Annotated in this window: 24 protein-coding genes; 5 read left to right on the plus strand and 19 right to left on the minus strand. The window is 70.9% G+C overall.

Annotated elements, in window-relative coordinates:
- The 10 genes from E5N76_RS25395 to E5N76_RS25440 form a co-directional block, all read right to left on the minus strand.
- Entirely contained in the window at positions 1-2322 is a 2322-nt protein-coding gene (locus tag E5N76_RS25395; protein WP_149540448.1) for a hydrolase, read from the minus strand.
- Between the two features lie 108 nt (positions 2323-2430).
- A complete protein-coding gene (locus tag E5N76_RS25400; RefSeq protein WP_149540450.1) occupies positions 2431-2871 on the minus strand; it encodes a hypothetical protein in 441 nt (146 codons plus the stop codon).
- Positions 2871-4751, minus strand: coding sequence for a phage tail protein (locus E5N76_RS25405; protein WP_149540452.1), 1881 nt, complete (start codon positions 4749-4751; stop codon positions 2871-2873). Before E5N76_RS25405 ends, E5N76_RS25400 begins: the two co-directional genes overlap by 1 nt.
- 1 nt (position 4752) lies before the next feature.
- A complete protein-coding gene (locus E5N76_RS25410; protein WP_149540454.1) occupies positions 4753-5322 on the minus strand; it encodes a hypothetical protein in 570 nt (189 codons plus the stop codon).
- A 166-nt stretch (positions 5323-5488) separates the two neighbouring features.
- Positions 5489-6322: a phage capsid protein gene (locus tag E5N76_RS25415; protein WP_149540456.1), complete on the minus strand. Its 834-nt coding sequence runs from the start codon at positions 6320-6322 to the stop codon at positions 5489-5491.
- A gap of 467 nt (positions 6323-6789) precedes the next feature.
- Complete coding sequence (locus E5N76_RS25420; protein WP_149540458.1) at positions 6790-7539, minus strand: capsid assembly protein; 750 nt, start codon at positions 7537-7539, stop codon at positions 6790-6792.
- Entirely contained in the window at positions 7532-8986 is a 1455-nt protein-coding gene (locus tag E5N76_RS25425; RefSeq protein ID WP_149540460.1) for a portal protein, read from the minus strand. Before E5N76_RS25425 ends, E5N76_RS25420 begins: the two co-directional genes overlap by 8 nt.
- Positions 8987-8991: 5 nt before the next feature.
- Positions 8992-9240: a hypothetical protein gene (locus E5N76_RS25430; RefSeq protein WP_149540461.1), complete on the minus strand. Its 249-nt coding sequence runs from the start codon at positions 9238-9240 to the stop codon at positions 8992-8994.
- Between the two features lie 521 nt (positions 9241-9761).
- Positions 9762-10265 (minus strand): hypothetical protein, encoded by a 504-nt coding sequence (locus tag E5N76_RS25435; protein WP_187830396.1) that lies wholly within the window; start codon positions 10263-10265, stop codon positions 9762-9764.
- Complete coding sequence (locus E5N76_RS25440) at positions 10262-10693, minus strand: hypothetical protein (protein WP_149540463.1); 432 nt, start codon at positions 10691-10693, stop codon at positions 10262-10264. The genes E5N76_RS25435 and E5N76_RS25440 overlap by 4 nt, the downstream gene beginning before the upstream one ends.
- A gap of 185 nt (positions 10694-10878) precedes the next feature.
- Between E5N76_RS25440 and E5N76_RS25445 the strand changes: the two genes are divergently transcribed.
- The gene (locus E5N76_RS25445) at positions 10879-11526 is read left to right on the plus strand and encodes a S24 family peptidase (RefSeq protein WP_149540465.1); all 648 of its coding nucleotides are present in this window, start codon (positions 10879-10881) and stop codon (positions 11524-11526) included.
- A gap of 146 nt (positions 11527-11672) precedes the next feature.
- On the opposite strand, the gene E5N76_RS25450 is transcribed toward E5N76_RS25445, so the two are convergent.
- Together E5N76_RS25450 and E5N76_RS25455 are read right to left on the minus strand one after the other, a co-directional pair.
- The gene (locus tag E5N76_RS25450) at positions 11673-13637 is read right to left on the minus strand and encodes a lysylphosphatidylglycerol synthase domain-containing protein (RefSeq protein WP_149540467.1); all 1965 of its coding nucleotides are present in this window, start codon (positions 13635-13637) and stop codon (positions 11673-11675) included.
- Positions 13634-15202, minus strand: coding sequence for a lysine--tRNA ligase (locus E5N76_RS25455; RefSeq protein WP_149540469.1), 1569 nt, complete (start codon positions 15200-15202; stop codon positions 13634-13636). Before E5N76_RS25455 ends, E5N76_RS25450 begins: the two co-directional genes overlap by 4 nt.
- Positions 15203-15452: 250 nt before the next feature.
- Here E5N76_RS25455 and cuyA point away from each other — a divergent pair, with 250 nt between their 5' ends.
- The gene (cuyA, locus tag E5N76_RS25460; protein ID WP_149540471.1) at positions 15453-16463 is read left to right on the plus strand and encodes a D-cysteate sulfo-lyase; all 1011 of its coding nucleotides are present in this window, start codon (positions 15453-15455) and stop codon (positions 16461-16463) included.
- Positions 16464-16580: 117 nt separating this feature from the next.
- On the opposite strand, the gene E5N76_RS25465 is transcribed toward cuyA, so the two are convergent.
- From E5N76_RS25465 to E5N76_RS25485, 5 genes are read right to left on the minus strand one after another with little or no spacing between them, the layout of a single operon-like run.
- The gene (locus E5N76_RS25465; protein ID WP_149540473.1) at positions 16581-17426 is read right to left on the minus strand and encodes a VOC family protein; all 846 of its coding nucleotides are present in this window, start codon (positions 17424-17426) and stop codon (positions 16581-16583) included.
- A 2-nt stretch (positions 17427-17428) separates the two neighbouring features.
- Entirely contained in the window at positions 17429-18418 is a 990-nt protein-coding gene (locus E5N76_RS25470) for a ketopantoate reductase family protein (RefSeq protein WP_149540475.1), read from the minus strand.
- The gene (locus E5N76_RS25475; RefSeq protein WP_149540477.1) at positions 18415-19410 is read right to left on the minus strand and encodes a ketopantoate reductase family protein; all 996 of its coding nucleotides are present in this window, start codon (positions 19408-19410) and stop codon (positions 18415-18417) included. The genes E5N76_RS25470 and E5N76_RS25475 overlap by 4 nt, the downstream gene beginning before the upstream one ends.
- Positions 19407-20195, minus strand: coding sequence for a creatininase family protein (locus E5N76_RS25480; protein ID WP_187830397.1), 789 nt, complete (start codon positions 20193-20195; stop codon positions 19407-19409). Before E5N76_RS25480 ends, E5N76_RS25475 begins: the two co-directional genes overlap by 4 nt.
- Positions 20192-21376 carry a M20 metallopeptidase family protein gene (locus E5N76_RS25485; RefSeq protein ID WP_149540481.1) on the minus strand — a complete coding sequence of 395 codons (1185 nt, stop codon included), beginning with the start codon at positions 21374-21376 and terminating at the stop codon, positions 20192-20194. Before E5N76_RS25485 ends, E5N76_RS25480 begins: the two co-directional genes overlap by 4 nt.
- Positions 21377-22078: 702 nt before the next feature.
- On the opposite strand from E5N76_RS25485, the gene E5N76_RS25490 reads away from it, so the two are divergent.
- Both E5N76_RS25490 and E5N76_RS25495 read left to right on the plus strand, forming a co-directional pair.
- Positions 22079-22681 carry a tripartite tricarboxylate transporter TctB family protein gene (locus E5N76_RS25490; protein ID WP_149540483.1) on the plus strand — a complete coding sequence of 201 codons (603 nt, stop codon included), beginning with the start codon at positions 22079-22081 and terminating at the stop codon, positions 22679-22681.
- Between the two features lie 30 nt (positions 22682-22711).
- On the plus strand, positions 22712-24211 hold the full coding sequence (locus tag E5N76_RS25495; protein WP_149540485.1) for a tripartite tricarboxylate transporter permease: 1500 nt from the start codon (positions 22712-22714) through the stop codon (positions 24209-24211).
- Here E5N76_RS25495 and E5N76_RS25500 read toward each other — a convergent pair.
- Entirely contained in the window at positions 24208-24585 is a 378-nt protein-coding gene (locus tag E5N76_RS25500; RefSeq protein ID WP_149540487.1) for a hypothetical protein, read from the minus strand. The genes E5N76_RS25495 and E5N76_RS25500 overlap by 4 nt on opposite strands.
- 296 nt (positions 24586-24881) lie before the next feature.
- On the opposite strand from E5N76_RS25500, the gene E5N76_RS29855 reads away from it, so the two are divergent.
- A complete protein-coding gene (locus E5N76_RS29855) occupies positions 24882-25037 on the plus strand; it encodes a hypothetical protein (protein WP_187830398.1) in 156 nt (51 codons plus the stop codon).
- A gap of 461 nt (positions 25038-25498) precedes the next feature.
- Here the strand turns inward: E5N76_RS29855 and E5N76_RS25505 are convergent, their stop codons facing one another.
- Positions 25499-26452: a S1C family serine protease gene (locus E5N76_RS25505; protein WP_149540489.1), complete on the minus strand. Its 954-nt coding sequence runs from the start codon at positions 26450-26452 to the stop codon at positions 25499-25501.
- Between the last annotated feature and the right edge of the window lie 66 nt (positions 26453-26518).

Genomic DNA, 26518 nt, shown 5'->3' on the forward strand with positions numbered 1-26518 from the left:
TCAGAGCCGCGGCTTCGCGGCGCGGACGAAGAGCGTCCCCGCATCGAGGTCGATCGGGTTCGAGGGGTGGCGGTTGGTGGCCCGCGCCGTCACCGTGCCGGTGGCGCCGGTGGTGGTGATGGCGGCGGTCCATTCGACGAAGGCGGAGGCCTGGCCGGTGAAGCTCGCCTGCACGAAATCGCCGTTCTGCACATAGGGCATCGTCACCGCCTGGATGGCGACGGCGCCGGCCGCGAGCTCCGGCGGGTCATAGGCCAGCGAGGCCGTCAGCTCCCGCGTGCCCCAGAGCCGGCCGGCGCCGGCCAGCACCTGCGGCGCTTCCGTCGCCGGCGCGTAGAGCCGCAGCGATTTCAGCACGGAGGCGGCATTGCCGCCGCGCACGCCGATGACCGCGAAGGCGGCACTGGCATGCAGCGTGACGCGCTGCAGCCGGTTGAGCGCGACGCCGCCCGTCAGGCTGTCCAGATCCGCATTGCCTTCCCACCAGTAGGAGGGCGGGCCTTGCCAGGCGGTGTTCATGTTGGACCACAGCACGGGGGCGCTGTTGTCCAGCACGTTCTCCGCCGCGTCGAACTGCATGGCCATGGGCCGCAAGCCGCTGCCCTCCGCCGCCAGGAAGAACTCCTTGCAGGTGGTGCAGTCCACCACGAAGGCCAGCGCCCGGCTGGTCGGCAGCGTCACGGTATTGGCGTTCAGCGTGACGGAGGAGAGGCCGGGAAAGCAGAAGCCCGTCAGGTCGGTCGGCGGCCCGGCAGGGTTGCCGGAGAGCACCGCCAGCCCCTCGAAGCCGGTGGAGGCGCTGTCCCAGCGGAAGGCGCGGCTGCGGACATTCGCCGCCTCCGCCACCAGCCGCGGGCTGCCGAGCGCCGCCGCCGCCTGGTGCAGCGGCAGCACCGTGCCGCCGGCGCGCGTCGCCGTGCCGGCATAATGCACCGCGCAGCCGGTGAAGCCATAGGTGCCGACATAGGCCACCTCGTAGCGCGCATCCGAGAAGCCGGCGGTATGCCGCGCGACGAAGGGGGAGCAGGCTTCCATCCGCACGCCCTGCGCGATCAGCCCGCGGCCATCCACCTCCACCAGGAAGGGGATGGCGTCCACGGTGCCGGGCGTGCCCTGGCGTTGCAGCTCGAAGGCCGGGCCGGTGAAGAGATGCGCGTTGTGCAGCCGGTAGGCGCCCTCGGCGGCGGAAAGCCGCACGCCGAAGCGGCCCATGCCCGGGTTGGTGCCGGAGGAGCAGGCGAAATGCCCGCCGGCATGCCGCAGCGAATTCATCCAGGCGGCAGCGGTCGCCGTGCGCAGATCGAGGCCGATGCGGTTGTCGATGATGCGGCCGTAGCGCAGGTCGCTGTCCTCGCAGCCGCGCTGGTCGCCGAGGAGCTGCACGCCGATGGTGAAGCGCTCCGCCCGGCGGATCTCCACCTGGCAGGCATCGATGTTGCGGATGCGGATGCCGACATCTGCCTCGTCGATCCAGTCGCTTTGCAGCGAGCGATAGACGGCGAGGCCGAGATAGCTCTTGCGCTGGTTGTTGACCTCGCCGCCGTCGCCGAGGGTGAGCGCCGCCTGCCCGCCCGGCCCGGCATAGAGGATGGTGCCGCGCATCTGGATGCCGGCCGCCGCCCCCGGCAGCAGCAGCGGCAGGGTGGTGCGGAAGACGCCCTCCCCCACCTCCAGCAGCTTGCCGCTGGCCGCCGCGGCGTTCATCGCGGCTTGCAGGGAGGGGCCGTCATCCGTCACGCCGTCGCCGGTGGCGGCGAAATCGCGGGCGGAGAGGCGCTCCGCCAGCTTGTCCTCCACGGTGCGCGGCACGCCATCCGGGAAGGGCACGCTGATCGTGCCCTCGCCGCGGTCGAACACCGTCAGGTTGCCGATGCTGTCGAAGCCCAGCAGCTTGTTCACCCGCCCGCCGCGCAGCGGCACCGTCGTCACCCCGCCGATATCGGAGGGGTCGAGCTGGATGGCATTGGCCATCTGTGCCTTCACCTCCTGCAGCGCGGCGATCTGGTAGTCCAGCTCATCATTCAGCGTGCGGGCGCGGAGGATGCCATTCTCCTGGAAATCCGTGATGCGCTCCACGGCCAGGTTGCGTCGCAGCGTCAGCACCGCGCCGGCACGCGGCGGCTCGGGGAATTCCACCGTGCCGCCGGTGCTTTCCCCCGCGCCGGTCACGGCGAAGCCGTAGCCCTGCACCAGCCCGTCCACCCGCAGCTCGAGGTCGGTCTCGGCGAAGATCGGGAAAGGGTAGGTGAAGCTGGTCTGGACGCCGTCCGCCACGTACTGCACGCGTGGCGCGACGTCGCCGATCTTGATGTGCTCGGCCATGTCGGGCTCCGATATCTCGGTTGCGGCGCAGGCGTGGCCGTGTGGGGCTGCGCCTGGTCAGGGGGCGCCGGCGCCTCCCGGCGGGGAGGCGCGCCGGGGCGCCATGGGTCAATCCAGCAGGCTGCGCGCGGCGCTGCCGAGGGTGCGGCCGCTGCGCAGCAGCGTGGTGAGGGTGCCGTCCGGCTGCAACAGGCTGGCGCGGCCCCGGGCGAGCTGCGCCTGGTAGGCCTCCTCATCCGCTGCCTGGGCGGCGGCGGCATCCTGCTGCAGCCCGCCGGTGACGGCGGCGGCGGAGCCTTCATCCGGCTGCGGCCCGCTCGCCGCCAGCCGGGCGCGGGTGGCGGCGACGGTGCGGGCCAGATCCTGCTGGCGCCGGCGCGTCTGCTCCTCCTGCTGCACCGCCAGCTCCTGCTGCCGGGCCGCCTGCTGCTGCTGGGCGATCTGCGCCTGCGCCCGCGCCGTCGCCTGCTGCGACTGCTGCTGACGCACGGTGCCGTAGACGGTAGCGCCCGCACCGAGCACGGTGGCGAGCGAGGCGAGAGAAGCCATCAGTCGGTGATCCTCGTCTCGGTGGTGACGGAAAGCAGCGTCATCGGCAGCGGCGTCGCATCCTCGATCCGCCAGAGCGGCGCGAGCGCGTCCCGCTTCCAGCCGATGGCGCGGAGCTGCACATCGCCGGTGAAGCGTTGCGGCGCGGCATCCAGCAGTGGCGTGCCGAGCCGGCGGAAGGAAACCGGCGTGCTGCCGCGGCCGAGATCGACCGAGAGCGCCGCGCTGTCCAGCAGCCGGAAGGTGACGGAGACCAGCCGCAGCGGCGCCGCCTTGACGCCGGTGACGGTGGCGAGGTCGGGCGGCAGCGGCTCGATCACATGGCTGAAGGCGAGGCCGGCCTGCAGGGTCAGCGCGCCAGGGTCGATGGTGACGGCGCCGTTCGAGACCAGGGCGGACTCGCGCGGCGCACCATCTGCCAGGATGCCGACGGTGCGGCCATCCAGATGGCCGAGCCCGGACCAGCTTTCCTGCGGCGTGGCGCTGCTGCCGGTGAGCGCCGCATCCAGCGCCAGAGCCGGGTCGAAGCGTTCCAGCCGATGCGTGCCGCCGCGCTCCACCACCGCCCAGACGGTGCCTTCGATCTCGGCCAGGGCAAGGAACAGCCCGTCCGTCTCCTGCCGCGTCCAGGCGGTGACTTCCTCGGCGCGGTAGAGCGTGAGCGTGGCGAGGCCGCCATCGGCCATCGCCACGTGCAGCAACCGGCGAATCTGGTCGTAGCACATCGCCACCGGGTCGCGGACCAGGTGCTGCGCCGCCAGCGCCAGGTCATTCGCCTGATAGACCTGCTGCAGGTCCGTGTAGGTGAACTCATAGACGCCGCGGCCGCTGCGGGAGACGAAGATGGTGGAACCATCGACATCCACCGGCGCGATCATCCGCGCCACCGGCGAGCCGACCCGCGTCTGCCGGTTGAGCTGGATGGAGGCGGGGGTGAGCGGCGCGCCGCTGACCATCCACTCCGCGCCGGAGGTGAAGACCTGGAGGTGCAGGCCGGAGAAGACGCCGCGGATTGCATTCACCTGGTCGGAAACCAGGCCGAAGGCGATGGACTGGTCGTCGAGCCCGGTGCCGGTGTCGAAGTTGAAGAGATCGCCGGAGCGCGAGAGCCAGAGCCGGTTCGGCAGATCCCGCGAACCGCCGATCACCAGCCGGTCCTGGTGGAAGCAGAGGCAGACCGGCCAGCCGCGCACGGCGGAGAAGGAGGCCTCGTCCCAATCCGCGGTCGCCGCGGTGCCGGGGAGCACTTCCTCCACCGAGGCCGTCGCGGAGGTGGCGGTGGCGACGGCGGTGACCAGCACCCGCTTGCCGCCGAGGCGGAAGCGCGTGCCGACATGACCAGGCAGGAAGGCGGCGGCGGAGGCGGTCAGCGCTACGCTGCCGCTGGTGCCGGAAGGCGTCAGTGTCGTCGCGATGTCGCTGAAGCGGAAGAAGGGCTCGTAGAGGAAGCTCCAGGCCGTCACGCTCCAGCTTGTATGGCTGCTGCGCGTCACCTTCTGCGGCACCATGTCCGGATGGCAGAGCAGCAGCGTGTCCGCGCTTTGGGTGAAGGCGAGCTGCGGCAGCATCGCCGCTGTCCAGGGGCCGCTGATCTGCGCCACCTGGTCGTCATTAATGAAGACCCGTAGCTGACCCGCGGTCAGCACCAGCAGGTAGGTCTGCTCGGTGTTGAACTCGAAGGGGATCAGCCGGGCAGGGCCGGGGAGGGTCATCACATGGCGCAGCCCGGGGCGGCGGGTGACGCCGCCCGTGGGCTGGATGAAGACGTTGCGCAGCCTGCGCGCGCCATTGGCCCAGGCGCGCAGATCCGGCCGGCCGAGCAGTTCGGGCGCCACCTCGCCGGCGGCGAAGCTGGTCTTCAGGATGCGGGACTGGGCCATCTCAGCCCCGCGCATTCAGCAGCGGGAAATCCTCGATGCCGCGCGGCGTCGCCTGCTGGCTGTCCGCCTGGCGCGCGCTGCGGAGCTCCGCCTCCGCCTGGTTCAGCAGAAGCTGGGCGCGGGAGGTGTTCTCGGTCAGCGGGATGCAGAATTCGGCGGCAAGGCGCGTGGCCAGCGCGGCGGCGAAGAAGGGCGGGAAGGCGGCCTCCACCGGGCGGAAGATGTAGGAGAGGATGACCTGCTCCGCGCTGCAATGCAGCCGGTCCTCCAGGATGCGGTAGACCAGGCCGCGGCCGCTATTCGGCGTGCCGGCGGAGAGGGCGCGGAGGAAATCCACGGGGAGCTGGAAGGCGTGGTCGAAATCCGCGGTCGGCCGGGCGGAGAGCCGCGGCAGGGCGGCCTGGGCGGTCGCGAAGCTCCACGGGAAGAGGGAGAGCAGGGCGTCGCGCACAGCCGGGTAGAGATTCGCCGCCACCTCGGCCTCGGCGGTGCCTTCATCGAGCGAGGCGATCGGCTGTGCGCCGATCTTCAGCAGCGCGCGCGAGCAGAGCGCGAGGGCGGAAAGGGCCATTTGGGGCTCCGGGCAGGCGGGAGGTGGAAAAGGAAGGGCCCACCCCCACCCCGACCCTCCCCCGCATTGCGGGGGAGGGAGTGCGGCAAGCCCTCCCCCGCTGGCGGGGGAGGGTTGGGTGGGGGTGGCCAGGCCGCGCGAACTATTCCTTGGCGCGCATCCGCAACTACTCTTTCGCGCGCATGCGCACGACGCCGGTGTTGTCCACCAGCACCGCGCCCTGGCTCATCATGGTGTTGACGAAATGCGCAGCGCGGTCGCCATGCCAGGTGACGTCCGTGGTGATCTCGGACGCCACGGCGTGGCCGACCGCGCTCTTGTGGTAGAAGTAGCAGTAGCGCAGCGTGCCGCTCAGGGTCAGGCCGCTATGCGGCATCCAGGTGGCGCCCAGCCAGCGCTTCGCCTGGGTGCCCTTCCAGGGCAGCTCGTCCGGACCGATATAATCGGCATTGGCGAATTCCTGGATGGTCAGCAGCTCGCTCCACTGCTTCCAGCCGACCACCGCGAAGCGGTTGCCATCATCCGGCACGTCCGCATTGCCCAGCGCCTGGAAGGCCAGCAGCACCTTGGCGCGGGTCAGGCCGTCATTGTCGGTCTCGCCGCTGTTGGTGCCGATCGCCTCGACCGTGCCGCTGTCCAGCGCGGCGATGATCAGCTCGTCCGTCTTGCGGCCCAGCGCATAGGCCCCGGCATTCGCCACCACGGCGCGCTCATCGATGTTGGTCTTCAGCTCGTCCAGCCGGTCGATCCAGTCGCCGGCGTAGTAGTCCTGCAGGAAGCATTCGACGGCGGTGTGGTCGATGTTCATCACCGGCACCACGCCGTTGCGGGCCTTCGCCGCCGCGGTGCCCTTGCCCACCTTCTGGAAGATGGTGGAGGCGCCGCGGACATCGGATTTGCTGCGCACGCTGGGGCGCAGCTTGCTGCCGTGACGCTGATAGGCCTCCTGCACCTCGGCTTCGTATTGCTTGATGAAGGCCTGGTCGATGGAAGCGGACATGTGTCCTTCCTTTCACGATGGGGGCGGAAGCGCCGCCGCCACGGTTGGCCGCGTTCGCGGGCCGGACGGCTGCGCGCGGCCATGGCCCGCACGGCGCGGCGCCTTGCGGGTTGGTCATGGCCGTGAAGGGAGGGGGCGGGCGATGCGACAACGGCCGCGTCACGCGAGGCGGGTGGCGCCTGCGTCGGCAGGGCGCGCCTCGGCGCGGCCGGGCATCCGCCCGCCCCCGGGCGCCGCGCCGCGAGGAAGGCGGCGGGCGCCCGCGGCAGGGCGAGGGCGCTGTGGGGGAGGGGGCAGCGCGCACTCCAGCCCTGCCGGAGAGGGTGGGGGCCTGGTGCCCTGCCCGCTCCTTCGCTGCCATGGCAGCGAAGGAGCAGATAAGCAGGACCCTCAAACAAAGGCTGGTGCCCGATCCGAAGGGCGCCGCGCCAACGGCGAACTTCGGAAGCGGGACATCAGGCCTCGGCTCAGTTGCCGACCAGGCGGCGGAAGCCCTCGGTCACGCGGCGGACGAAGGCCGGGTCCCGCTGCCGCCAGTAGCGCGGGTCGCGCATCATGGCGCGCAGCTCGCTCTCGCTCTCGGCGGTCTGCGGCGCGGCATCCCGGCTAAGGCCCGGCTCCTCCTTCCGCATCATCTGCTCCAGGGCGAGCACGCCATCCGCGGTGCTGGCCAGCGCGCCGTAGACGCCCTCCGGCAGCTTCGCGCGGCCCCAGGCGGAAAGCTGCGCCGCCACCTGGCGGAACCGCTCCTCGCCGCCGAAATGCGCCATCAGCTTCTCGCGCTGCCGGTCGGCCTCGTACTGCGCTGCGGCCTCGGCGATCAGCGGCAGCAGCCGCTCCGCCGCCAGATCGTAGACGAGCTGCGCCTGGTCCTGGGTGAAATTCGCCTGGTGCAGCCGGCCATTCACCTCGTCGTCGGAGCAGCAGAGCGCATGCGGCGGGGTGATGCTGTAGCCCTCCGGCGCGTCCGGGATGCCCATGGCCTGGCGGAAGCGCAGCAGGTCCTCCGGCGCCGCATCGGCAGCCGGCGGGCCCATGCGCTGGGAGAGGCGGCGCTCCAGCTCGCGGTAGGATTTCAGCAGGGCGTCGACGCGCAGCGCGCCGGTCTCGGGGTCGCGGAATTTCTCCGGCACATCGGTGGGGGCGGGACGCGGGGCGGGCGCGCTGCCCTCCGGCGCGGAAGACTGGTCCGGCGACTGCAGCAGATCCTCAGGCATGCGGGGTCACTCCCGGTTGGGCAGGGGGTTGAGCGGGGCTCGACAGCAGCACCTCGGCCGGGGCGCCGAGGGTGCGGGCCAGCCAGCGCGTGGCGGCGACGGCATCGACCTGGGCGGCCGCGCTGCCGCCGAGCTTGCCGACGGATTCCAGGAACAGCAGGGTATTCGCCGCATCCGCACGGCCCTGCACGCGGGCCAGCGGGCTTTCGTAGCGCAGCGCGACCTCCCGCCCATCGGCCACCAGCAGCGGCGGCAGCTCGCCCCGCCGGCGGAGGATGGCGAGGCAGCGCATGACGAGCGGCGTCAGCAGCTCCGTCTGCAAGCGGCCGTAAGTGGCGCCGAGCAGCCGCGCGGTCTGGGCGCTGCGTTCCAGCACCTCGGTCGCCGTCATCTTCGCGTCCTGCGCCGGGCCCAGCCGGTCCGCCAGCAGCGCGCCGCGGATGCGGGTGCGGAGATCCTCGAGCACGAGCTGCGAGACGTCGAAATTGCCGGGCGCGGCGAGCGGCGTCAGGCCGGCGCTGCCCGGTGCCTTCGGGATGATGGCGCCGGGGACCAGCTTGATGGTGGCGGGGTTCAGCACCCCGTCATCCTCCGCCTGCCAGATCCCGGTCGCGGCGATGGAGGCGTTCTTCAGAATCAGCTCCACCACCTTGTTGGCGGTGCGGATATCCGGCAGCGCCTTCATCACCGGGCCGCGGCCGTAGAGTTCGCCCGGCACCTTCATCCAGCGGAAGGCGATGCAGGGATTCTCCGCGAAGCGGCCTTCCGCCAAGGGCAGCGGCCGCAGCGGATCGTCGATCAGCAGGGCGTGGTAGCTTATGCCGCCGCGGTCCGGCTGCACCACTTCCAGCACCGGATGGGCGGTGGTGTCGCCATTCGCCGCCTCGCGCAGCAGTTCAGGCGGCAGCACTGCCTCGGGGAAGCGGCGGCGCAGCGCGGTGGCGGTCAGCCGGGCCTGGCGATAGACGATGGAAAGCCTGCCATCCGGCCCTTCCTCCAGCACCGCCATGCGCATCGGCACCGCGCTGAAGCGGAAGGCGGAGGCCTCGCCGAGCGGCGCTTCCTCCACCATCAGCAGCCCGGTGCCGGTGATGACCAGGTCGAGGAAGGCCTGGTGCATCTCGATCGCGAAGTTGGAGCGGTCGAAATGCCGCTGCAGCGTATCCGCCGCATCCTCCAGCGCGAGCGCCGCAGCGTGGCCGCGGGCGGTATCCTGCAACGGCCGCGCGGGCGCCAGGCCGAACCAGCGGGACCAGGGCGGCGTCAGCTCCGCCAGCAGGGAGGCGGCGAGCTGCTCCACCGCATCGGCCGCCGTGGCGTCGAACAAAGCGGGGCCGTGCTGCGGCGCGGGCAGCACGTAGTCGTAGCAGGCCTGCCAGATCGGCTCGACCGGCCGGCGCCGTTCGAGGGCGCTGGCATGGCCGGCGAGGAGCGCTTCGGCGTCCATCGGGGTCACTCTCCCAGCAGGGATTTGCGGGCGGCGGCGGGCAGGGTGGGCGCCGGGTCCAGCACGCCGCGGGCGGAGGTGGCGATGGTGCCGGCGATGCCGCGGGCGGCGCGGCTGCGGGCCTCGCTGCGCGCTTGGCTGGCGGCATCCGCCGCGGCAGCTTCGGCCGCGCTGATCGTCTCCGCGGGAGTGGGGGCGGGGGCGGGCGTCGGCTGGACGATCACCGGCCGCGGGGAACTGAACAGGCCACCCATGCGCATCCTCTCCTGTCGGCAGGGCTCCGCGACCCCGGGCGCAAAAAAGCGCGGACCCGGTCCTTCACGGGGAAGGGCCGGGTCCGCGCCAAGGGAGGGGATCGGGAGGAAGGCCAGCGGGCGCAGTTCGCCCGTTGACGAGGAGGTTCTTAGCCGAGGATGCTGCGATGGTCAAGAAAATATTCTTAGGACCAGACGGAATTCCATAGCAGTGAATAAGCAGGTATTCCTGCAAACACAGAAACGGTGGAACGGCATCCGTGCCGTTCCGCCGCTGCGTGTGTCGGGGCGCTGCCCCCGAACCCCCGGCAGGAGGGCGTCGCGGGCAGCGCCAGCGACCCTGCACCTCCGCCGGGACCAGGACCTTGGCCCCGGACCCCGGTCTGAGTTTTGGACTAGAGCGTGATCGGTTTGAGGTCGAATCGACCGAAACCGTGAATCACGCGACCGAACAAAGAGCTAGAGCGGAGCGGGTGAGCGCAGATCAACCGATCCCGCTCTAGTGGGTTCAGCCTGCCGACTTACACCGGGGTCCGGGGAGGGAGTTGCCGGCACTGCCGCAACCACCGGCGGGGTGCAGGGGCAGAGCCCCTGCTGGGGGGTATGGGGGCGAAGCCCCCACGCTTCAGCCCCCGATACAGCCCATGCGGCGTCACCGCGAAGGGCGCCCCACACCCCAGCACCGCCCGGCAGAACGAGACGCAATTCAACGGCCAGAGCGAGGGCAGCACGGACCAGCGCGGCCCGCCCGGCTGGAAGGGCCCCAGCACCGTCAGCCCCGCCCGGCGGTAGAAGCCCGGCAGGTCGAAGCCCGCCGGCAGATCCAGCCGCGTCAGCACCAGCCGGCCGGAGAGCGGGTCCGCCACCAGCCAGCCGCCCGCCTCCTCCAGCGCCGCGAAGCAGTGGCGGAAGCCGGGGCGCAGCAGGCGCAGCCAAGGCAGCTCCGCCGCCCCGCCGAAGGCGATGTAGACGCGCTGCCCCGCCGCCCCGACAGCCCGCCCGTGGGAAGGCCGTGCCCGGATCACGGCCGGTGGCCCGGGAAGGCCAGCACCTCCGCCGGCTGCGCCACCGGCAGCGGGCCGGCGACGATGCCCTTCACCCTGAGCGGCCAGTCGAGCCGCGAGATCGCCTCCCGCCATAGCCGCCAATCGCCCTTCTCGCTGGCATAGCGCGGGTCCGGCGCCGCCTGGCGCTCGCCCCAGATCCGCAGGATGCGGGCATGCTGCAGGTCGATCCGCCGCTGGCGGTAGAGCCGGTCCAGCGCCTTCACCACATCGTCCGGCTCACAGGGCCGCTGCACCAGCCCGGCGCCGGAGACGATGCGGGCGCCGTCGCGCCGGGCGATGAGGGCGGCCATGGTCCAGAACCAGACCTCTTCCGTGGTGTCGAAGGGCTGCATCCGGTTGGGTGTATTGCGGACGGGGGCGTGTCCGGGGCGGGCGGCGGTGGTCATCGGGGGCTGTCCTTCGCGCCAGGGTGGAACGTTTCAGGAACGTAAACCCAGGGTTGTTCCCAAGGCAAGCACGAAAAAGGAAAATTCGCCTATTGATCCCCGACTCCGAACCTAGGATGTTATGCCCAGGTCAAGCCCCCATATCTAGGGCCACCCACCCATTGCGCTGAACCGAGGAGCGGGACGTGAACCATGAGGATATCTGGCGTGCCCTGGATGCGCTCGCCGCCGAGCACGGGCTTTCCGCCTCGGGCCTTGCCCGCCGGGCTGGGCTCGACGCCACCGCCTTCAACCCCTCCAAGCGGGTAGGGGCGGATGGCCGCTCCCGCTGGCCCTCCACCGAAAGCGTCGCCAAGGTGCTGGGCGCGACGGGCACCAGCTTCGAGGATTTCGCCGCCCTCGTCACCGGCGTGCCCGCACTCTCGCGCAACGGCCGCCAGACGGCGTCCCGCCGGATTCCGCTGATCGGCCTGGCCCAGGCGGGTGGCGACGGCTATTTCGACGATGGCGGCTATCCGGTGGGCGGCGGCTGGGACGAGATCTCGCTGCCCGATGTCGGCGACCCCAACGCCTATGCGCTGGAGATTTCCGGCGAGAGCATGGAGCCGGTGTTCCGCGATGGCGACACCGTCATCGTCTCCCCCGCCGCGCCCATCCGCCGCGGCGACCGCGTGGTGGTGCGCACCCAGCAGGGGGAGGTGATGGCGAAGGAGCTGAAGCGCCAATCCGCCAGGCGGATCGAGCTGCGCAGCCTGAACCCCGCGCATCCGGACTATGCCTTCGACTTGGCCGAGATCACCTGGATGCACCGCATCATCTGGGCGACGCAATAGTCCCCACGCCGCCAATCCCCGCGCCGTTGCTGCGCAACGCCGCGGGGGCCCCGTTATCGCTCCGGGATCGGCGCCTCGCACGGCCTTTCATGGCGAAGCCATGAAAGGCCAACGGTAAATCCGCTCCGGCCGTGCCGCAGGGCGCCCTACTCCGCGGGCGCCTTCTGCAGCTTCGCCTCGCGCTGCATTTCCGGCGGCAGCAGAGGCAGCAGCGTCGCCAGGTCGCGTTCCGCCTTCAGCGCCAGATAGAGGGGCGGCTGTTCCGCCAGCCGCACCGTCGTCAGCCCGATATCGCCATAGACCCGCAGCAGCCCGTCCCCGATGCGCCAGAAAGCCGGGTCCACCCCTGCCCGCTCGCACAGATCGCGGAAGCGCCAGATGGCGGAGATCGCATCCGCTCTTTCCCCCGCCGGATCACCCAGCGCCAGCCAGACGCCGTCCCGCTTCAGGAAGGCGAAGCCGGCCCTGCCATTCTCTCCGAATACCGCCCCATCCGCCTCGGCCGGGGCCAGGGCGCCAAGTTCGGTCAGCCGCGTCCGCATCGCCGCACCCCAGGGCAACGGGGCGATGCGCGCCGGACGCAGCAGCCGCACCATGCCGGCCAGCAGCAGCACCCCGGTCAGCCCCACGGTGAAGCGCAGCGAATCCGGCGCCAGCCGGGAGAACACCACCTGCCACCAGCTTTCATTGGAAACCCGCCCGCCATAGGCGACCAGTGCCAGGGTGATGCCGCAGACCGCGACGGCCAGCAGCGGCACCAGCGTCTCCGCCGAAAGCGGTTCCCGGATCAGCCGGCTGTCCCGGTAGAAGGCGCTGCGCAAACTGGCCAGCAGGGCGGTGAGCAGCAGGAAGGGGCCCCAGAGCCACCATTCCTCCCCGCGCACCCAGGCGATGGCGGCGCCGTTCAGCAGCAGGATGAGCGTCAGGCTCCAGGCGATGGTCAGCCGCCGCAGCAGGCCGAAGGCCATGACCAGCAGCAGGGAGCCGACGATGGAGGCGGCGAAATGCGAAACGAGGGCCGCCACATGCCCGGCCCAGAGCTCGATGATCGTCCCCCGCGTCGGCAGCGCGCCGAGGAAGATCAGCAGCGCGCCGGCCAGCGCCACCAGGGAGGCGAGCGCCGGCACCTCCAGCGCATCCGTGCCCGTGCCGATCGCGGTCAGCCTTTGCAGCATGGCGCGGCGCTGGCCGATCTCGAAGCCGACGAAGAGCGCGCCGGCGATGAAGAGCGGCAGGATGTAGTAGTAGAGCCGGAAGACGAAGAGTGCGCCGATCACCTCCGGCGCCGGCAGGTAGGGCTGCAGCCCGAGCAGGATGGCGCCGTCGAATACGCCGATGCCGCCCGGCACATGCGCGAGGATCCCGGCGGCATAGGCGGCCAGGTAGATGCCGACGAAGCGGATGAAGGTCAGCCCCTCCGCCTCCGGCAGCAGGATGTAGAAGATGCCGGCGGTGACGGCGACATCGACGGTGGCGAGCAGCGCCTGCGCCAGCGCCATGCGCGGCCGCGGCAGCTCGATCTCATGGCGGAAGATCCGCACATGCCGGAAGAATCGGCTGAGCACCACATAGGTCAGCACCACGCCCCAGAGCGGGATGGCCAGCGCCTGCAGCGCCCAATGCGGCAGATGGGTGCCGAACCAGGGTACCACCTCCGGCTCCAGCACCAGCACCAGCCCGCCAAGCGCCATGCCGCCCAGCCCGAAGGTGAGGCTGGTGAAGCCCACCACCTTGGCGATCTCGAGTGGCGTCAGCCCCCAGGCGGAGTAGAGCCGGTAGCGCACCGCGGCGCCGGAGACGGCAGCGAAGCCGAGATTATGCGCCAGCGAATAGCCGCAGAAGGAGGCAAGGAAGCTCTTGGTCCAGGAAACCGACCGCCCGGCATAGACCGAGCCGAGCTTGTCGTAGATGGCCAGCACCAGGTAGGCGAGGATTGTGCAGCCGCCCGCCAGCCAGATGGCGCGGGCCGGGATGGCGGCCATGGCGCGGCGGATATCGGCGACCGAGAGGCTGCTGAATTCCCGCTGCACCACATAGAGGGCGCCGACCAGCAGCAGCAGGCCGAAGACCGCCGCCCCATGGCGCCTCAGCCAGCCCAGCGCGCCGGTCACGCCGCGCCGGCCTCCCGCGCCAGGGCAGTCTCCACCAGCCCGATGGTGCCGGCGATGCCGTAGAGGGCGACGAAGCCGCCGAAGCGCGGGCCTTCCTGCTGCCCCAGCAGCACCTGGTAGAGGCAGCCGAACCAATCCCGCAGATTGGCGAAGGCGTGGCGCTTGCCGATTTCGAAGACCTGGTTCTGGATCATCTCCGCATCGGCATCCGCCGGCAGGCTGCGCAGCACCTGTAGCAGATCCTCGAGTGCTGCGCGTTCCATGGCGCTCGGCGCGCGGTACTGCTTCGTTGGGGCGACGAAATCGCGATAGTAGGAAACGGCATGCTCGGCCAGCCGGGCCAGCATGGGGTGGCTGTCCGGCGTCACGCCCGGGGCGTAGCGACGAATAAAACCCCAGAGGATCTCCGGCCCCTCCGCATTCACCACGCTGGCGAGATTCAGCAGCATGGCGAAGGAGATGGGCGAGCCAGGGTCGTTGCTGCTGCCGTTGTGGATGTGGAAGGCGGGGTTGGTCGGCTCCGGCTGCGCCTTCAGCTTCTCCAGATTGGCAAGGTATTCATCCACCGCGCGGGGAATGACGTCGAAGAACAGCCGCTTCGCCCGCTGCGGCGCGGCGTACATGAATTGCGCCAGGCTCTCCGGCGGGGCGTAGCGCAGCCATTCCTCGATGGTCAGGCCATTGCCCTTGGACTTGCTGATCTTCTGCCCCTGCTCGTCCAGGAACAGCTCATAGGTGAAGCCCACGGGCGGCGTGCCGCCGAGGACACGGCAGATGGCCGAGGAAAGCTTCACGCTGTCGATCAGGTCCTTGCCGGACATCTCGTAATCCACGCCGAGGGCGTACCAGCGCAGCGCCCAATCCGCCTTCCACTGCGCCTTGCAATGCCCGCCGGTGATGCGCGTGCCATGCCGCTTGCCGGTCGCGGGGTCCAGCCAGACCAGCAGGTCGCCCGCCGGCCGCACCTCCTCCATCGGCACCTGCATCACCACGCCGGTCTCCGGGTGGATGGGCAGGAAGGGGGAATAGGTGGCGCGGCGCTCCGGCCCCAGGGTGGGCAGGATCACCCGCCGCACCTCCTCATGCCGCTCCGCCATGCGCAGCAGGGCGGCGTCGAAGCGGCCGCCCTTGTAGTAGTCGGTGGCGGAAGCGAATTCGTACTGGAAGCCGAATTCATCGAGGAAGGCCTGCAGCCGCGCATTGTTGTGCGCGCCGAAGGAAGAATGGGTGCCGAAGGGGTCCGGGATGGCGGTCAGCGACTTGCCCAGATGCTGCGCCAGCATCTCCTTGTTCGGGACATTGTCCGGGACCTTGCGCAGCCCATCCATGTCGTCGCTGAAGGCGATGAGGCGGGCAGGCAGGCCGGTCATCCGCTCGAAGGCGCGGCGGACCCAGGTGGTGCGCGCCACCTCCCCGAAAGTGCCGATATGCGGCAGGCCGGAAGGGCCGTAGCCGGTCTCGAACAGCGCCGCGGGCTTCGGCGCCGCCGCCAGGCGATCGGCGACCTTGGCGGCTTCCTCGAAAGGCCAGGCCTTGACGGTGCGGAGAGTGGGGTCGGCGCTCATGCGGCAGGCATGGCAGGGGGCGGCGGCGGGGTCAACGCGGGCAGGACACCGCTGGACCGGAGGGATGCAAAATGCCCGGCAGCGGGGCCGAGGGGGGCGCCGCCCCCCTCCGGCTCTCCCCGCCAAAGGCCGAAAGGCCTTTGGAAACCATGAGTTTGGGCGTCGCGGGTTCGGCGGGTGCGGGGAGCCTGGTTCTGGCTTCTGCAGCGGCCTGCTAGGCTGCCGGAAAAGAGACAAGGAGACGCTGCGCATGAACCTCGGCCGCTTCCCCCGCATCCGGCTCGGCCACCTGCCGACGCCGCTGGAGAAGATGGAGGCGCTGACCCGCCACCTGGGCGGGCCGCAGCTCTGGATCAAGCGGGATGACTGCACCGGGCTTTCCACCGGCGGGAACAAGACGCGAAAGCTGGAATTCCTGATGGCGGAGGCGCTTGGCCAACAGGCGGATATCGTCATCACCCAGGGCGCCACCCAGTCCAACCATGCGCGGCAAACGGCGGCGGCAGCGGCGAAGCTGGGGCTGGACTGCCTGATCCTGCTGGAGGACCGGACCGGCTATGCCGATCCCGCCTACAAATTCTCCGGCAATGTGCTGATGGACAGGCTGCACGGCGCCCAGATCTCCCGCCGCCCGGGCGGGGCCGATATGCAGGCGGAGATGGAGGCGGTGGCGGCGGAGCTGCGGGCCAAGGGCCGCCGGCCCTATGTCATTCCCGGCGGCGGATCGAACCCGGTGGGCGCGCTGGGCTATGTGAATGCGGCGCTGGAGCTGGTGAACCAGGCGGCGGAGATGGGGCTGCGCATCGACCGGGTGGTGCATGCCACGGGCAGCGCCGGCACCCAGGCCGGGCTGGTGGCGGGGCTGGTGGCGCTGAATTCCGGCATTCCCGTGCTCGGCATCGGCGTCCGTGCCCCGAAGCCACGGCAGGAGGCGAATGTGCTGGCGCTGGCCGAGCGCACCGCCGCCCATCTCGGCTTGCCCGGGATCATCAGGCCGGAGCATGTGGCCGCCAATTGCGACTATGTCGGCCAGGGCTATGGCCTGCCCACCGAGGGCATGGTGGAGGCCGTGAAGCTGGTGGCGCAGAAGGAAGGAATCCTGCTGGACCCGGTCTATTCCGGCAAGGGCATGGCCGGGTTGATCGATCTGATCGGCAAGGGTGCTTTCGGCAAGGAGGAGAACATCGTCTTCCTCCACACCGGCGGCCAGGCCGGCCTGTTCGGCTACCCGGAGGCCTTCGGCCTGCCGGCCGAGGCCTGACTCAAGGGTTCCAGGGCCTTTCGGCCCTCGGCAGGTGGGGTTGGGCGCACTGCGCCCAACGAGGAGGGTCGCGCCGCAAGGCGCGCCTTGCGGCGGACGCCCTCCCTCGACACCGCATCAGGCCATGAAGTCGATCGTGGTGTTCACCGCGGATTTCGCCGGCACCCGCAGGATGCCCGCCGCCATCGCGCCCGGGAGGCGTGCCGTCATCACGCAGCGCGCCGCCTCCGCCACATCCTTCACGCGCAGCCCCAGCAGCGCCATATAGTCCCCTCGCCCTGCCGGGTCCGGCGCGGCGTTGCCGAGTTCCGCCGCCACCGCGGCGTGCGGTGCCGCTTCCACCACCGCGTCCTTCACCTTCAGTATGACGCGCCCGTCCTCGCGCAGGGTCACCGCCTCCGCCCCGAACATCCGGCGGAATTGCGCCGCCTGGCGTTCCGGGTCCCGCACCGAGAGCAGCACGCGCGCGACGCCGGTGACGCCGTTCGGGTGCGCCTGCCATTCAGGACGCCAGACATGCTCCGGCGTCAGATGCTCACACCAGTAGAGGCGGCCGTCGAAGGCAGCGGCGCGGTCCAGCCGCACCACCTTGAACTTCGCATCGCCCTTCGTGCCGTCCGGCAGATCGACCGGGCGGTTGAAGGCTTGCGTCGGCTGCGCCGGCACGCCGTTGGCGAGCAGCCTTGCCTCCAGCGCCTCCGACTCCCCGTCCCAGGCGCGGAAGACCAGCCCGTTCAGCCCTTGCGGGAAGGGCGCGATATCCGGCCGCAGCTTGCCGCCCGGCACGTCGGTGCCCAGCAGCTCCAGGTAATCCGTGCCGAAGACCGCCAGATGGTTGGCGGAGCCCAGGCTGTGCCTGCCCATCGGCGTCAATTGGAAGCCGAGGCGGCGGAAGGCCTCCGCCCCTTCCTGCATCCGGTCACGGACATCGACGACGATGTGGTCGATCTGCAGCACGCCCATGCTCAAGCCTTCCCCCTTGTGTAGAGCCCGGCGGCTTCCGCGACCTGGGCCATCATGGCGACGAAGAGTTCCAGCGTCGGCGCCGCCACGCCCTTCTCCCGTGCCAGGCGCAGCGGCGCCTGGAACAGCGAGTCCACCTCCATCGGCCGCCCCGCTTCCAGATCCTGCAGGATGGAAGGCTTGTGCGGCAGGCTGGCGGACAGCGCGATGCGATCCTCCGCCGTGCCGGAGACCGGCCTTCCATGCGCGGCAGCGATGGCCATGCCTTCCGCCACCAGCCGCGTGCAGGCGGTGCGCAGCGCGGGGTCCGAGAGCATATCCTGCATATGCCGCCGCACCAGCACGCAGGCAGGGCCGGAGGAGAGGTTGTTCAGCAGCTTCCCCCAGACGTCGCTGCGGATGTCCTCGCTGACCGCGCAGGCCAGGCCGCCCTGCTTGCAGAGGCGGGCCAGCGCCAAGGCGCGGTCGCTCACCTTTCCGTCAGGCTCGCCGAGGATCAACTTGCTCGTGCGGCTGGTCACTTCGACGATACCGGGCGCCTTCACATTGCAGGCAGAATAGATCACGCCGCCGATGGCACGCTCAGGCCCGACGGCGTTCCACACCACGTCGCCGGGATCGGCTTCCGGCATGCGGCGCCCTTCCTCCGGCCCGCCATGGGCGTGGAAATACCACCAGGGGATGCCGTTGGTGACGAAGGCCACCGGCGTCTCCTTCCCCAGCAGCGGCGCGATGGCGGCGGCGACGGAAGGCAGCGCAGGCACCTTGGTACAGACCAGCACGGCATCCTGCTCGCCCAGCGCGGCGGGGTCGGAGGCCGCGCGGGGATGCACATGCATCTCCTTGTCTGCCGCCAGCACGCGCAACCCGTTGGCGCGGATCGCCTCGAGCTGCGCGCCGCGGGCGACGACCGACACTTCCGCCCCGCCGCTGGCCAGCCGTCCCGCCAAATGGCCGCCGATGGCGCCGGCGCCGAAGACACAGACCCTCACGCCCCCACCCCTTCCGGCAGGGCGTAAAGCCCGGCGGAAATCGCCGCGCGCGTTGCCAGCGCGACGATGCGCTCCAGATTCGGCACCGCCACGCCATTGGCCTGCGCGATGTGCAGCGGCGCGCGGAACATGGTCGCGACTTCCATGGATTTCCCCGCTTCCAGATCCTGGAGGATGGAAGGCTTGTGGGCCAGCTTCGCCGAGCGCGCGATGCGTGCATCCGGCGCGTCCCCCGGAATCTCGACGCCTTCTGAGGCGGCGATGGCCGTCACCTCCCGCATCATCTCCACTGCCAGGCTGCGCACGGCGGGGCTGCTCAGCACATCGGCCATGCCGGCGCGGCCGAGGATGCAGAGCGGGCCGGAGACGAGGTTGCCCATCAGCTTGGTCCAGATCGCCTTGCGGATATCCGGCACCACCGGCGCCGGCAGCCCGCCCGCGGCGATCGCCGCGCCCAGCACCTCCACCCGCGGCGTCAGGCTGCCATCCGGCTCGCCCAGGATGACGCGGCCATCGGCGGTTTCCACATGCACCACGCCGGGCTCCACCACCTCGCAGGCCGAATAGACCACGCCGCCGATGGTGCGGTTCACGCCGATGGCGCTGCGCACCGCATTGCCGGGGTCGAGCTCCGGCAGGATTTCACCTTCGCGCGGGGTGCGGTCGCGATACCACCAGGGGATGCCGTTCATCACGAAGGCGACGGGCGTCTCCTTCCCCAGTAGCGGCGCGATGCTGGCGGCGACGGAAGGCAGCGCCGGCGATTTGGTGGTGACGATGACGTAGTCCTGCGGCCCCAGCTCCGCCGGCGTCGCCGCTGCGCGGGGCCTGCTGTGCAGCGTGCCGTCCGGCGCGTGCATGGTCAGCCCCTTCGTCCGGATCGCCTCCAGGATGGCGCCGCGGGCGAGGACGGAGACCTCCGCGCCACCCTTGGCGAGGCGCGCGGCGATGACGCCGCCGATCGCGCCGACGCCGAAGATGCAGACCTTCATGCCACATGCTCCTTCAGCCGCGCCAGCATGGCGGCGCCGGCGGTGGTGATGCGTTCCACGATGCGCGCGCCATGCGCGGCATTGCCCGGACGGCTGTCGGCGCAGGCGACGCCGCCCGGTGCCACCTCCTCCACCTCGGTCGGCAGGGTGAAGGCGACGCCCTCGATCTTCACCGTGGCGAAATCCGCGACCGGCAGGCCGTAGATCGGCGGCACCGCTTCCCGCTCCCGCGCTTTCTCCGGCCTGCACAGCTCCGGCCGCAGATGCTGCGCCACGGACCACACCGGATCGCCGCCATGGCCGAAGCTTGCCGCCGCGCCGCCGAATTCCTGGTGCAGCGCGCCGGCGACGCGCCAGAGATGCAGCACCGGCAGGCGCAGCTCGTATTTCCGCCGCAGCACCCGCATCGCCGCATCCACCGGAGCGATGGAGCCGGCATGGCCGTTGACCAGCAGGATACGCCGCGCGCCGGTGCGGATGAGGTTGTCGCACACCTCCTCCACCACCGCCTGCAGCGTCGCCGGCGTCAGCACGATGCCGCCCGGGACGAACGAGAAAAAATCCTCGCCGCCGAAGGGGATGGGCGGCAGCACCAGCGCATCCGTTCCTGCGGCGCCGGCAGCTTCGGCGATACGCAGCGCGATCTCCTCCGCCAGCAGGAAATCGCCCATCGGCGCCTGCGGCCCATGCGTCTCCAGGCTGCCCAGCGGCAGCAGCACGGCGGCGCCTGCGGCCAGGCGCGCGGCCACGTCCGGCGCCGTCAGCTCGGCGATGCGCCGGCTCACGAGAGGATCTCCAGCGCGATGCGCGACAGCGCCTGCACGCCGAGCCCGATGCAGCGCTCATCCGGCTGGTAGCCGGCATTGTGCAGATGGTCGTTGCGCCCCGGCGCGCCGCTGCCGATGCGGAGCTGGAAGGCCGGCACGCGCTCCGCGAATTCCGCGAAATCCTCGGCGCCCATGCTGGGCTTGCCTTCCGCCACCACTTCCCCGAATTGCGCGCGCACGGCGGAAACGGCCGGATCCAGTACGCTGTCCGCATTGATCAGCGGCGGCACGCCGCGGCGGTAATTCAGGTGGCAGGTGACGCGGTGCATCGCCTCCAGCCCTGCCGCCAGCCGCTTCAGCGCGGCTTCCGCCGTATCGCGCGCCTCCACGCTCAGCGTGCGCACCGTGCCGCGCAGCTCGACGCTTTCCGGGATGATGTTGGGCGCGGTGCCGCCATGGATCATGCCGATGGTGACGACGGCCGGGTGCAGCGGGTCGATCTCGCGGCTCACCACGGTCTGCGCATTGGCGACGAAGGCGCTGGCGGCGACGATCGGGTCGATCGCATCCTCCGGATGCGCGGCATGGCCGCTGCGGCCCTGCACCACCAGGTCGAAGCGGTCCGCCGCGGCCAGCGTGGCACCGCGGACATAGCCGAATTCGCCGACCGGCATGTCCGGGATGTTGTGGAAGCCCACTGCCATGTCCACGCCTTCCAGCACGCCATCCGCCACCATGGCGGCAGCGCCGCCCAGCGCCTCCTCGGCCGGCTGGAACACCAGCACCACCCGTCCGGCAAGCTGCGGCGCCAGCGCCTGCAGCACCTCCGCCACGCCGAGCAGCGTGGTGGTGTGGATGTCATGGCCGCAGGCATGCATCTTCCCGTCCACCGTGCTGGCGAAGGGCAGCCCCGTCGCCTCATGGATCGGCAGCGCGTCCATGTCGGCGCGGAGGGCGAGCGTCGGGCCCGGCCGCCCGCCTGCGATCACGCCGACGACACCGGTCTTGCCGATGCCCGTGCGGTGCGCGATGCCCATGCGCGCCAGCTCGGCGGCGACGATGCCGGCCGTCCGCACCTCCTCGAAGGCCAGCTCCGGATGGGCGTGGATGTCGCGGCGGATGGCGATGAGCTGCGGCTCCAGCGCCTCGGTCGCGACGCGGATGCGGGTTTCAGGGTCGTTCAGCAGGCGGTCGGCCATGGCATGTCCTGCGCGGGAGATCGGGCGGCGAGGATTACGGGAAGCCTACACGGACACAAGAGCCGGAATGTCGCAGCGCAACAAAGCCTTGCGGTGCCTTGAACGATGCGCCGCCGCTTGCCCGGTGGGACAATCCCATGCCATAGGACCGGCACATCCGACCGGGGGGAAGATGTCCGGGACGTCGCCGCGCCACATGCTTGTCGCGGACAGTGCTGCATTGGCGGCGCTGTCGCCGGTGGCGCGTGCTCAGCGCACGGCCTGGCCCGGCCTGCCTGCCATGCGGGGCGGCCCGGCCGTGCCGGACGGTGCTGCGCCGCCGCTGCCTGGCCATGCCACCGTGGCGATGCGCTGCCGCTGGCTGCGCGGTGCAGCGGGGCCGGACCTCGCCTGGTACCGCCCGCGCCAGCCGCGGCGTGGCCGCCGGCATTGCCCGGCCGGGCGGCGCCTTGCGCAGGCCGGAGGCGGCGGCGTTCTCACCCGCGACATGCACGGCCCGCCCGGTCGCCCCGCCGGCCGGCCGGGCGACCATCTGCCGGGCCTCCGGGCCCGGGCTCCGATGCGGGCCGTAAGGCCGCCCCATTGCCCCGGTTGCGCCACCGGCTTGACCGGGGCCGCGTGCCAGGGTGTCGTTGCAGCGAAAGCCGGAACCCGGGCCTCACTACGCCCGGGGCCAGCCTGGGAGCCGAGGAAAGTCGACAAATGAAACTTAATGCAAAGGATATCGCGGCGGGCGCCTTGCTGGTCCTGCTGGCCGTCATCGGCCTATGGCTCAACCAGGACCATGCGCTGGGCTCGGCGCGTCGCATGGGCCCGGGCTACATGCCGATGCTGGTGTTCTGGCTGCAATTCGGCCTCGGCTCGCTGGTGCTGGCCACGGCGCTGTTCAATGGCCCGGACCCGCTGCAGAAATGGACGGGAACCGAGATCACCACCCTCATCGCCGGGATCGTCGTCGGCACCCTGGTGTGGAAGCTCGCCCCCGCGCTCGGCACGTTTTTCGAAAGCACCTACAACGCCGTCGGCCTCGGCATGCTGGCCGGTTTCCTGGTGGTCTGCATCGCCAAGGGCTGGTCGCTCATCGGCTTCATCTGCGCCGCCATGTGCGTCTTCTCCCTGCTGCTCGAGCAGGGCGGGCTGATGCTGGCGCTGATCGGCACCATCCTGGTCGCCTGCGCGGCGGAGCCGGAGCACCGGCAGCGTCCGCTCGGCGTGCTCGGCATGGGCATCTTCCTTCTGGCGCTCTGCTGGTGGGTGTTCATCAAGCAACTCGACATCCGCGTGGCCGTCTGGCCGCAGTTCTGACCCAGGCGCCGGAAAAGGGACCGAACGGCCATGGACATCCTCGCCAATCTGGGGCACGGCTTCACCGTCGCCTTCAGCTTCACCAATCTGCTCTTTGCCCTGATCGGCGCCCTGATCGGCACCGCCATCGGCGTGCTGCCGGGCATCGGGCCGGTCGCCACCATCTCCCTGCTGCTGCCGATCACCTTCGGCCAGCCGGCGACGACGGCCATCATTATGCTCGCTGGCATCTACTACGGCGCGCAGTATGGCGGCTCCACCACCGCCATCCTGCTCAACCTGCCGGGTGAGATCAGCTCGGTGGTGACGACGCTCGAAGGCTACAAGATGGCGCGCAACGGCCGCGCCGGCGCGGCGCTCGCCACCTCCGCCCTCGGCTCCTTCTTCGCCGGCACCGTCGCCACCGTGCTGGTCGCCGGTTCCGGCCCGCTGCTCACCTCGGTCGCCCTCTCCTTCGGCCCGGCGGATTACTTTTCGCTCATGTTGCTTGGCCTGATCATCTCCGCCGTGCTCGCCCAGGGCTCGGTGCTGAAATCGGTCGCCATGGTGGTGCTGGGCGTCGCCCTCGGCCTGGTCGGCACGGATGTGCAGACCGGCCAGCAGCGCTTCACCTTCGGCATTCCGGAGCTTTCCGACGGCATCGGCTTTGTCGCCCTCGCCATGGGCATGTTCGGCATCGCCGAGATCATCCTGAACCTCGAGCGGCCGGAGGCGCGCTCCGTCCTCAAGACCAAGGTCGGCAATCTGTGGCTGACCAGGGAGGAATTCAGGCGCGCGACGCCCTCCGTGCTGCGCGGCACGCTGGTCGGCTCCGTCCTCGGCATCCTGCCGGGCGGCGGCGCCTCGCTGGCCTCCTTCGGCTCCTACATGATGGAGCGGAAGATCTCGAGGGGCCGGAACATGTTCGGCCAGGGCGCCATCGAGGGCGTGGCGGGGCCGGAAGCGGCCAACAACGCCGCGGCGCAGACCAGCTTCATCCCGCTGCTCACCCTCGGCATCCCGGCCAATGCCGTGATGGCGCTGATGGTCGGCGCCCTCATCATCCAGGGCATCCAGCCGGGCCCGCGCATGGTGGAAGCCCAGCCGGACCTGTTCTGGGGCCTCATCGCCTCCATGTGGATCGGCAATGTGATGCTGCTGGTCATCAACCTGCCGATGATCGGCATGTGGGTGAAGCTGCTGCAGGTGCCCTACAAATTCCTCTACCCGTCGATCCTGGTGTTCTGCTGCATCGGCTCCTACTCCATCAACAACAACGTCTTCGACGTGTACATGACGGTGCTGTTCGCGGTGTTCGGCGTGGTCTGCGCCAAGCTGAAGATGGAGCCGGCGCCGCTGCTCATCGGCTTCGTGCTCGGCCCGATGATGGAGGAGCATCTGCGCCGCGCCATGCTGCTCTCCCGCGGCGATCCCATGGTGTTCGTGCAGCGGCCGATCAGCGCCACCATGCTGGCGATCGCCGCCGTCGCCCTCATCGCCATGCTGATGCCCACCCTGCGCAAGGGCAAGGAAGCGGCGATGGCGGGCTAGCTCCTCGCGAAGCCGCGCAGCGGCTTCGCGAGGGCCCCGAAGGCGCCGGGCGACCGGCGCCTCGCACGGCCGGCCAGGGCGAAGCCCCGGCCGGCACCGGACAGCCCGGTGCGCCGCCGGGACCTGCGGACAGCAGCCGCGTCGGGGAGCCACGGGGCGGCTGTTCCTTTACCGGGCCCGGCCGTCGCGTCGGGGACCGTGCCATCCGCCTCTTCGCCGAGGCGCTGCAGCGGCATTTCCCGGAGCAGGAGGGCGTCTTCCTCGGCCATATCGGCGGCGACGACTTCTTCGCCGGCCCGGCCGGCCCGGCGCCGGAGGAGCTGCGCCGCCGGATCGCCGGGGCTGCTGGCGAATTTCGCCGCCTCCGCCGCCACCTTCTACAATGCCGCGGACCGCGCCGCCGACCAGGTGCGCGCGTAAGGACCGCGAGGGGCGGGAACGGACCTTCCCCCTGCTCTGCTGCTCCGCCGCGGTGCTGGAGATTCCGGCTGGCGAGGCAGGCTGGGACCCGGACAAGCGCTGGCGGAGATCGCCCGGCTGAAGGCGGTGGCCAAAACCGCGCCTCGCCTGGTACCGGCTCGGCGCCTGAGGCACCGCCAGGCCTTGCGCCAGCGCAAGGCACAACCGCGCGGGATCGGCTAGGCTTCCATCATCGGTAGGAGGACGGGCGATGTGGGTCCGGGCGATCTTGGTGGTGGCGGGCGCGCTGGCCGCTCTGGTGGTGGCGCGGGATGCGCCGAATTTCCTGGTGGTGGAGGCGATGGTGGCCGTGGTGCTGATCGCCGCCGTGGTGGGGCTGCTGGCCCTGCTGAACCGGCGCCGCTGAGAGGCGGCGGTGGGTTGATCGGCTGACTCACGCGGGCCGCGGACTCGCGCGGCGGGCCAAGGGGCGAAGCCCGCAGCGCCGCCGCCAGGGCGTGCTTCGTTCGCTTTCGCTCACGCGCCCCGCTCCAGCTCCTTGTCTGGTCACGTGATTCACGGTCTCGGCTGATCCAGCCCCAACCGACCACGCTCTAATCCGGCCTTTGCAGCCGCAGGAGGCCAGGCAAGAGCGCCATCCACAACAACGCCATCCCCACCGTGCCTGCCGCCCTCACCTGTCAGCGCATAGAGCTGCCAGCCGACGGCGACGGGAAGGATCTGGAAGGAGTCGGCCGGTTCAACCCGCGAGGATTGAAACTCGGACCGGGGTCCGGGGCCAGGTCCCTGGCCCCGGCGGGGGTTGGCGGCACTGCCGCCAGCCGGGGCAGCGTCCCCTGCCGGGGGTTGGGGGCAAACCCCCCACCCCTACCCTTCCCTCTCCCCCGGCACCACCCGCACCCGGCGCGGATCGCCCCGTCGCAGCAGCAGCACCTCCGCCGTCTCTCCCACCCGGTCCCCGGTCAGCCAGCGCAGCAGCGCGTCCACCCCCGTCACCGCCACCCCGCCGATCTCCAGCACCAGATCCCCGGGCGCGATGCCCGCCCGGTCCGCCGGCCCGCCGCGCTGCACCGCCGCCACCAGCACGCCGCTTTCCTGCGCGACGCCCAGCGCCCGGGCGAAGCGCCGCGGCACCGCCTCCCGCTGGCCCGTCAGCCCCAGCGCCGCCCGCCGTACCCGGCCGAAGCGCGCCAATTGCCCCAGCACGAGCTGCGCCGTGTTGCTGGCCACCGCGAAGCACAGCCCCTGCGCTCCGGCGATGATCGCCGTGTTGATGCCGATGACCCGCCCGGCGGAATCCACCAGCGCGCCGCCGGAATTCCCGGGATTCAGCGCCGCGTCGGTCTGCACCAGATCCTCGATCGGCCTGCCGCCCCGCCCCGCCAGGCTGCGCCCCAGCGCGCTGATCACCCCCGCCGTGACGGTGGAGGAGAAGCCCAGCGGGTTGCCGATGGCCACCGCGAGCTGCCCTACCCGGAGCGCGGCGGAATCCCCCAGCGTCGCGGCCGGCAGCGCGGCGCCATTCTCCGCCCGCAGCAGGGCCAGGTCGGTATCCGCATCCTGCCCCAGCAGCCGCGCCGGCAGGGGCCGGCCTTCCGCCGTGGTGACCAGGATCTCCTCCGCCCCGGCCACCACATGGGCATTGGTCAGCACCAGCCCGTCCGGCGAGACGGTGACGCCGGAGCCGCCCCCGGCGCCGCGCCTGCCGCGCACCGCCACATGCAGCACCGCCGGCCCGGCCCGCTCCACTGCCGTGGTCACCGCGCGGGAATAGGCATCGAGCAGCGAGACGTCATCCGGGGGCAAGGGGGTATCAAGCATGGCGAGGAAGCAGGTGGTGCGCCGAACGGCCCCCTCGCAACCCCGCCATGCGGCCGGGTAGAAGCG

This window comes from Siccirubricoccus phaeus, from assembly GCF_008360935.1.
In the GTDB taxonomy this organism is placed as follows: Bacteria; Pseudomonadota; Alphaproteobacteria; order Acetobacterales; family Acetobacteraceae; genus Siccirubricoccus; species Siccirubricoccus phaeus.

What these genes read in the sequence shown, in the direction of transcription:
- cuyA (WP_149540471.1), top strand. Translation starts at nt 15,453, where the DNA reads ATGAACCTCGGCCGCTTCCCCCGCATCCGGCTCGGCCACCTGCCGACG.
- E5N76_RS25490 (WP_149540483.1), top strand. Translation starts at nt 22,079, where the DNA reads ATGAAACTTAATGCAAAGGATATCGCGGCGGGCGCCTTGCTGGTCCTG.
- E5N76_RS25465 (WP_149540473.1), bottom strand. Translation starts at nt 17,426, where the DNA reads ATGGGCGTGCTGCAGATCGACCACATCGTCGTCGATGTCCGTGACCGG.
- E5N76_RS25400 (WP_149540450.1), bottom strand. Translation starts at nt 2,871, where the DNA reads ATGGCTTCTCTCGCCTCGCTCGCCACCGTGCTCGGTGCGGGCGCTACC.
- E5N76_RS25475 (WP_149540477.1), bottom strand. Translation starts at nt 19,410, where the DNA reads ATGAAGGTCTGCATCTTCGGCGTCGGCGCGATCGGCGGCGTCATCGCC.
- E5N76_RS25485 (WP_149540481.1), bottom strand. Translation starts at nt 21,376, where the DNA reads ATGGCCGACCGCCTGCTGAACGACCCTGAAACCCGCATCCGCGTCGCG.
- E5N76_RS25455 (WP_149540469.1), bottom strand. Translation starts at nt 15,202, where the DNA reads ATGAGCGCCGACCCCACTCTCCGCACCGTCAAGGCCTGGCCTTTCGAG.
- E5N76_RS29855 (WP_187830398.1), top strand. Translation starts at nt 24,882, where the DNA reads ATGTGGGTCCGGGCGATCTTGGTGGTGGCGGGCGCGCTGGCCGCTCTG.
- E5N76_RS25425 (WP_149540460.1), bottom strand. Translation starts at nt 8,986, where the DNA reads ATGGACGCCGAAGCGCTCCTCGCCGGCCATGCCAGCGCCCTCGAACGG.
- E5N76_RS25440 (WP_149540463.1), bottom strand. Translation starts at nt 10,693, where the DNA reads ATGACCACCGCCGCCCGCCCCGGACACGCCCCCGTCCGCAATACACCC.
- E5N76_RS25505 (WP_149540489.1), bottom strand. Translation starts at nt 26,452, where the DNA reads ATGCTTGATACCCCCTTGCCCCCGGATGACGTCTCGCTGCTCGATGCC.
- E5N76_RS25495 (WP_149540485.1), top strand. Translation starts at nt 22,712, where the DNA reads ATGGACATCCTCGCCAATCTGGGGCACGGCTTCACCGTCGCCTTCAGC.
- E5N76_RS25410 (WP_149540454.1), bottom strand. Translation starts at nt 5,322, where the DNA reads ATGGCCCTTTCCGCCCTCGCGCTCTGCTCGCGCGCGCTGCTGAAGATC.
- E5N76_RS25395 (WP_149540448.1), bottom strand. Translation starts at nt 2,322, where the DNA reads ATGGCCGAGCACATCAAGATCGGCGACGTCGCGCCACGCGTGCAGTAC.
- E5N76_RS25405 (WP_149540452.1), bottom strand. Translation starts at nt 4,751, where the DNA reads ATGGCCCAGTCCCGCATCCTGAAGACCAGCTTCGCCGCCGGCGAGGTG.
- E5N76_RS25420 (WP_149540458.1), bottom strand. Translation starts at nt 7,539, where the DNA reads ATGCCTGAGGATCTGCTGCAGTCGCCGGACCAGTCTTCCGCGCCGGAG.
- E5N76_RS25430 (WP_149540461.1), bottom strand. Translation starts at nt 9,240, where the DNA reads ATGGGTGGCCTGTTCAGTTCCCCGCGGCCGGTGATCGTCCAGCCGACG.
- E5N76_RS25415 (WP_149540456.1), bottom strand. Translation starts at nt 6,322, where the DNA reads ATGTCCGCTTCCATCGACCAGGCCTTCATCAAGCAATACGAAGCCGAG.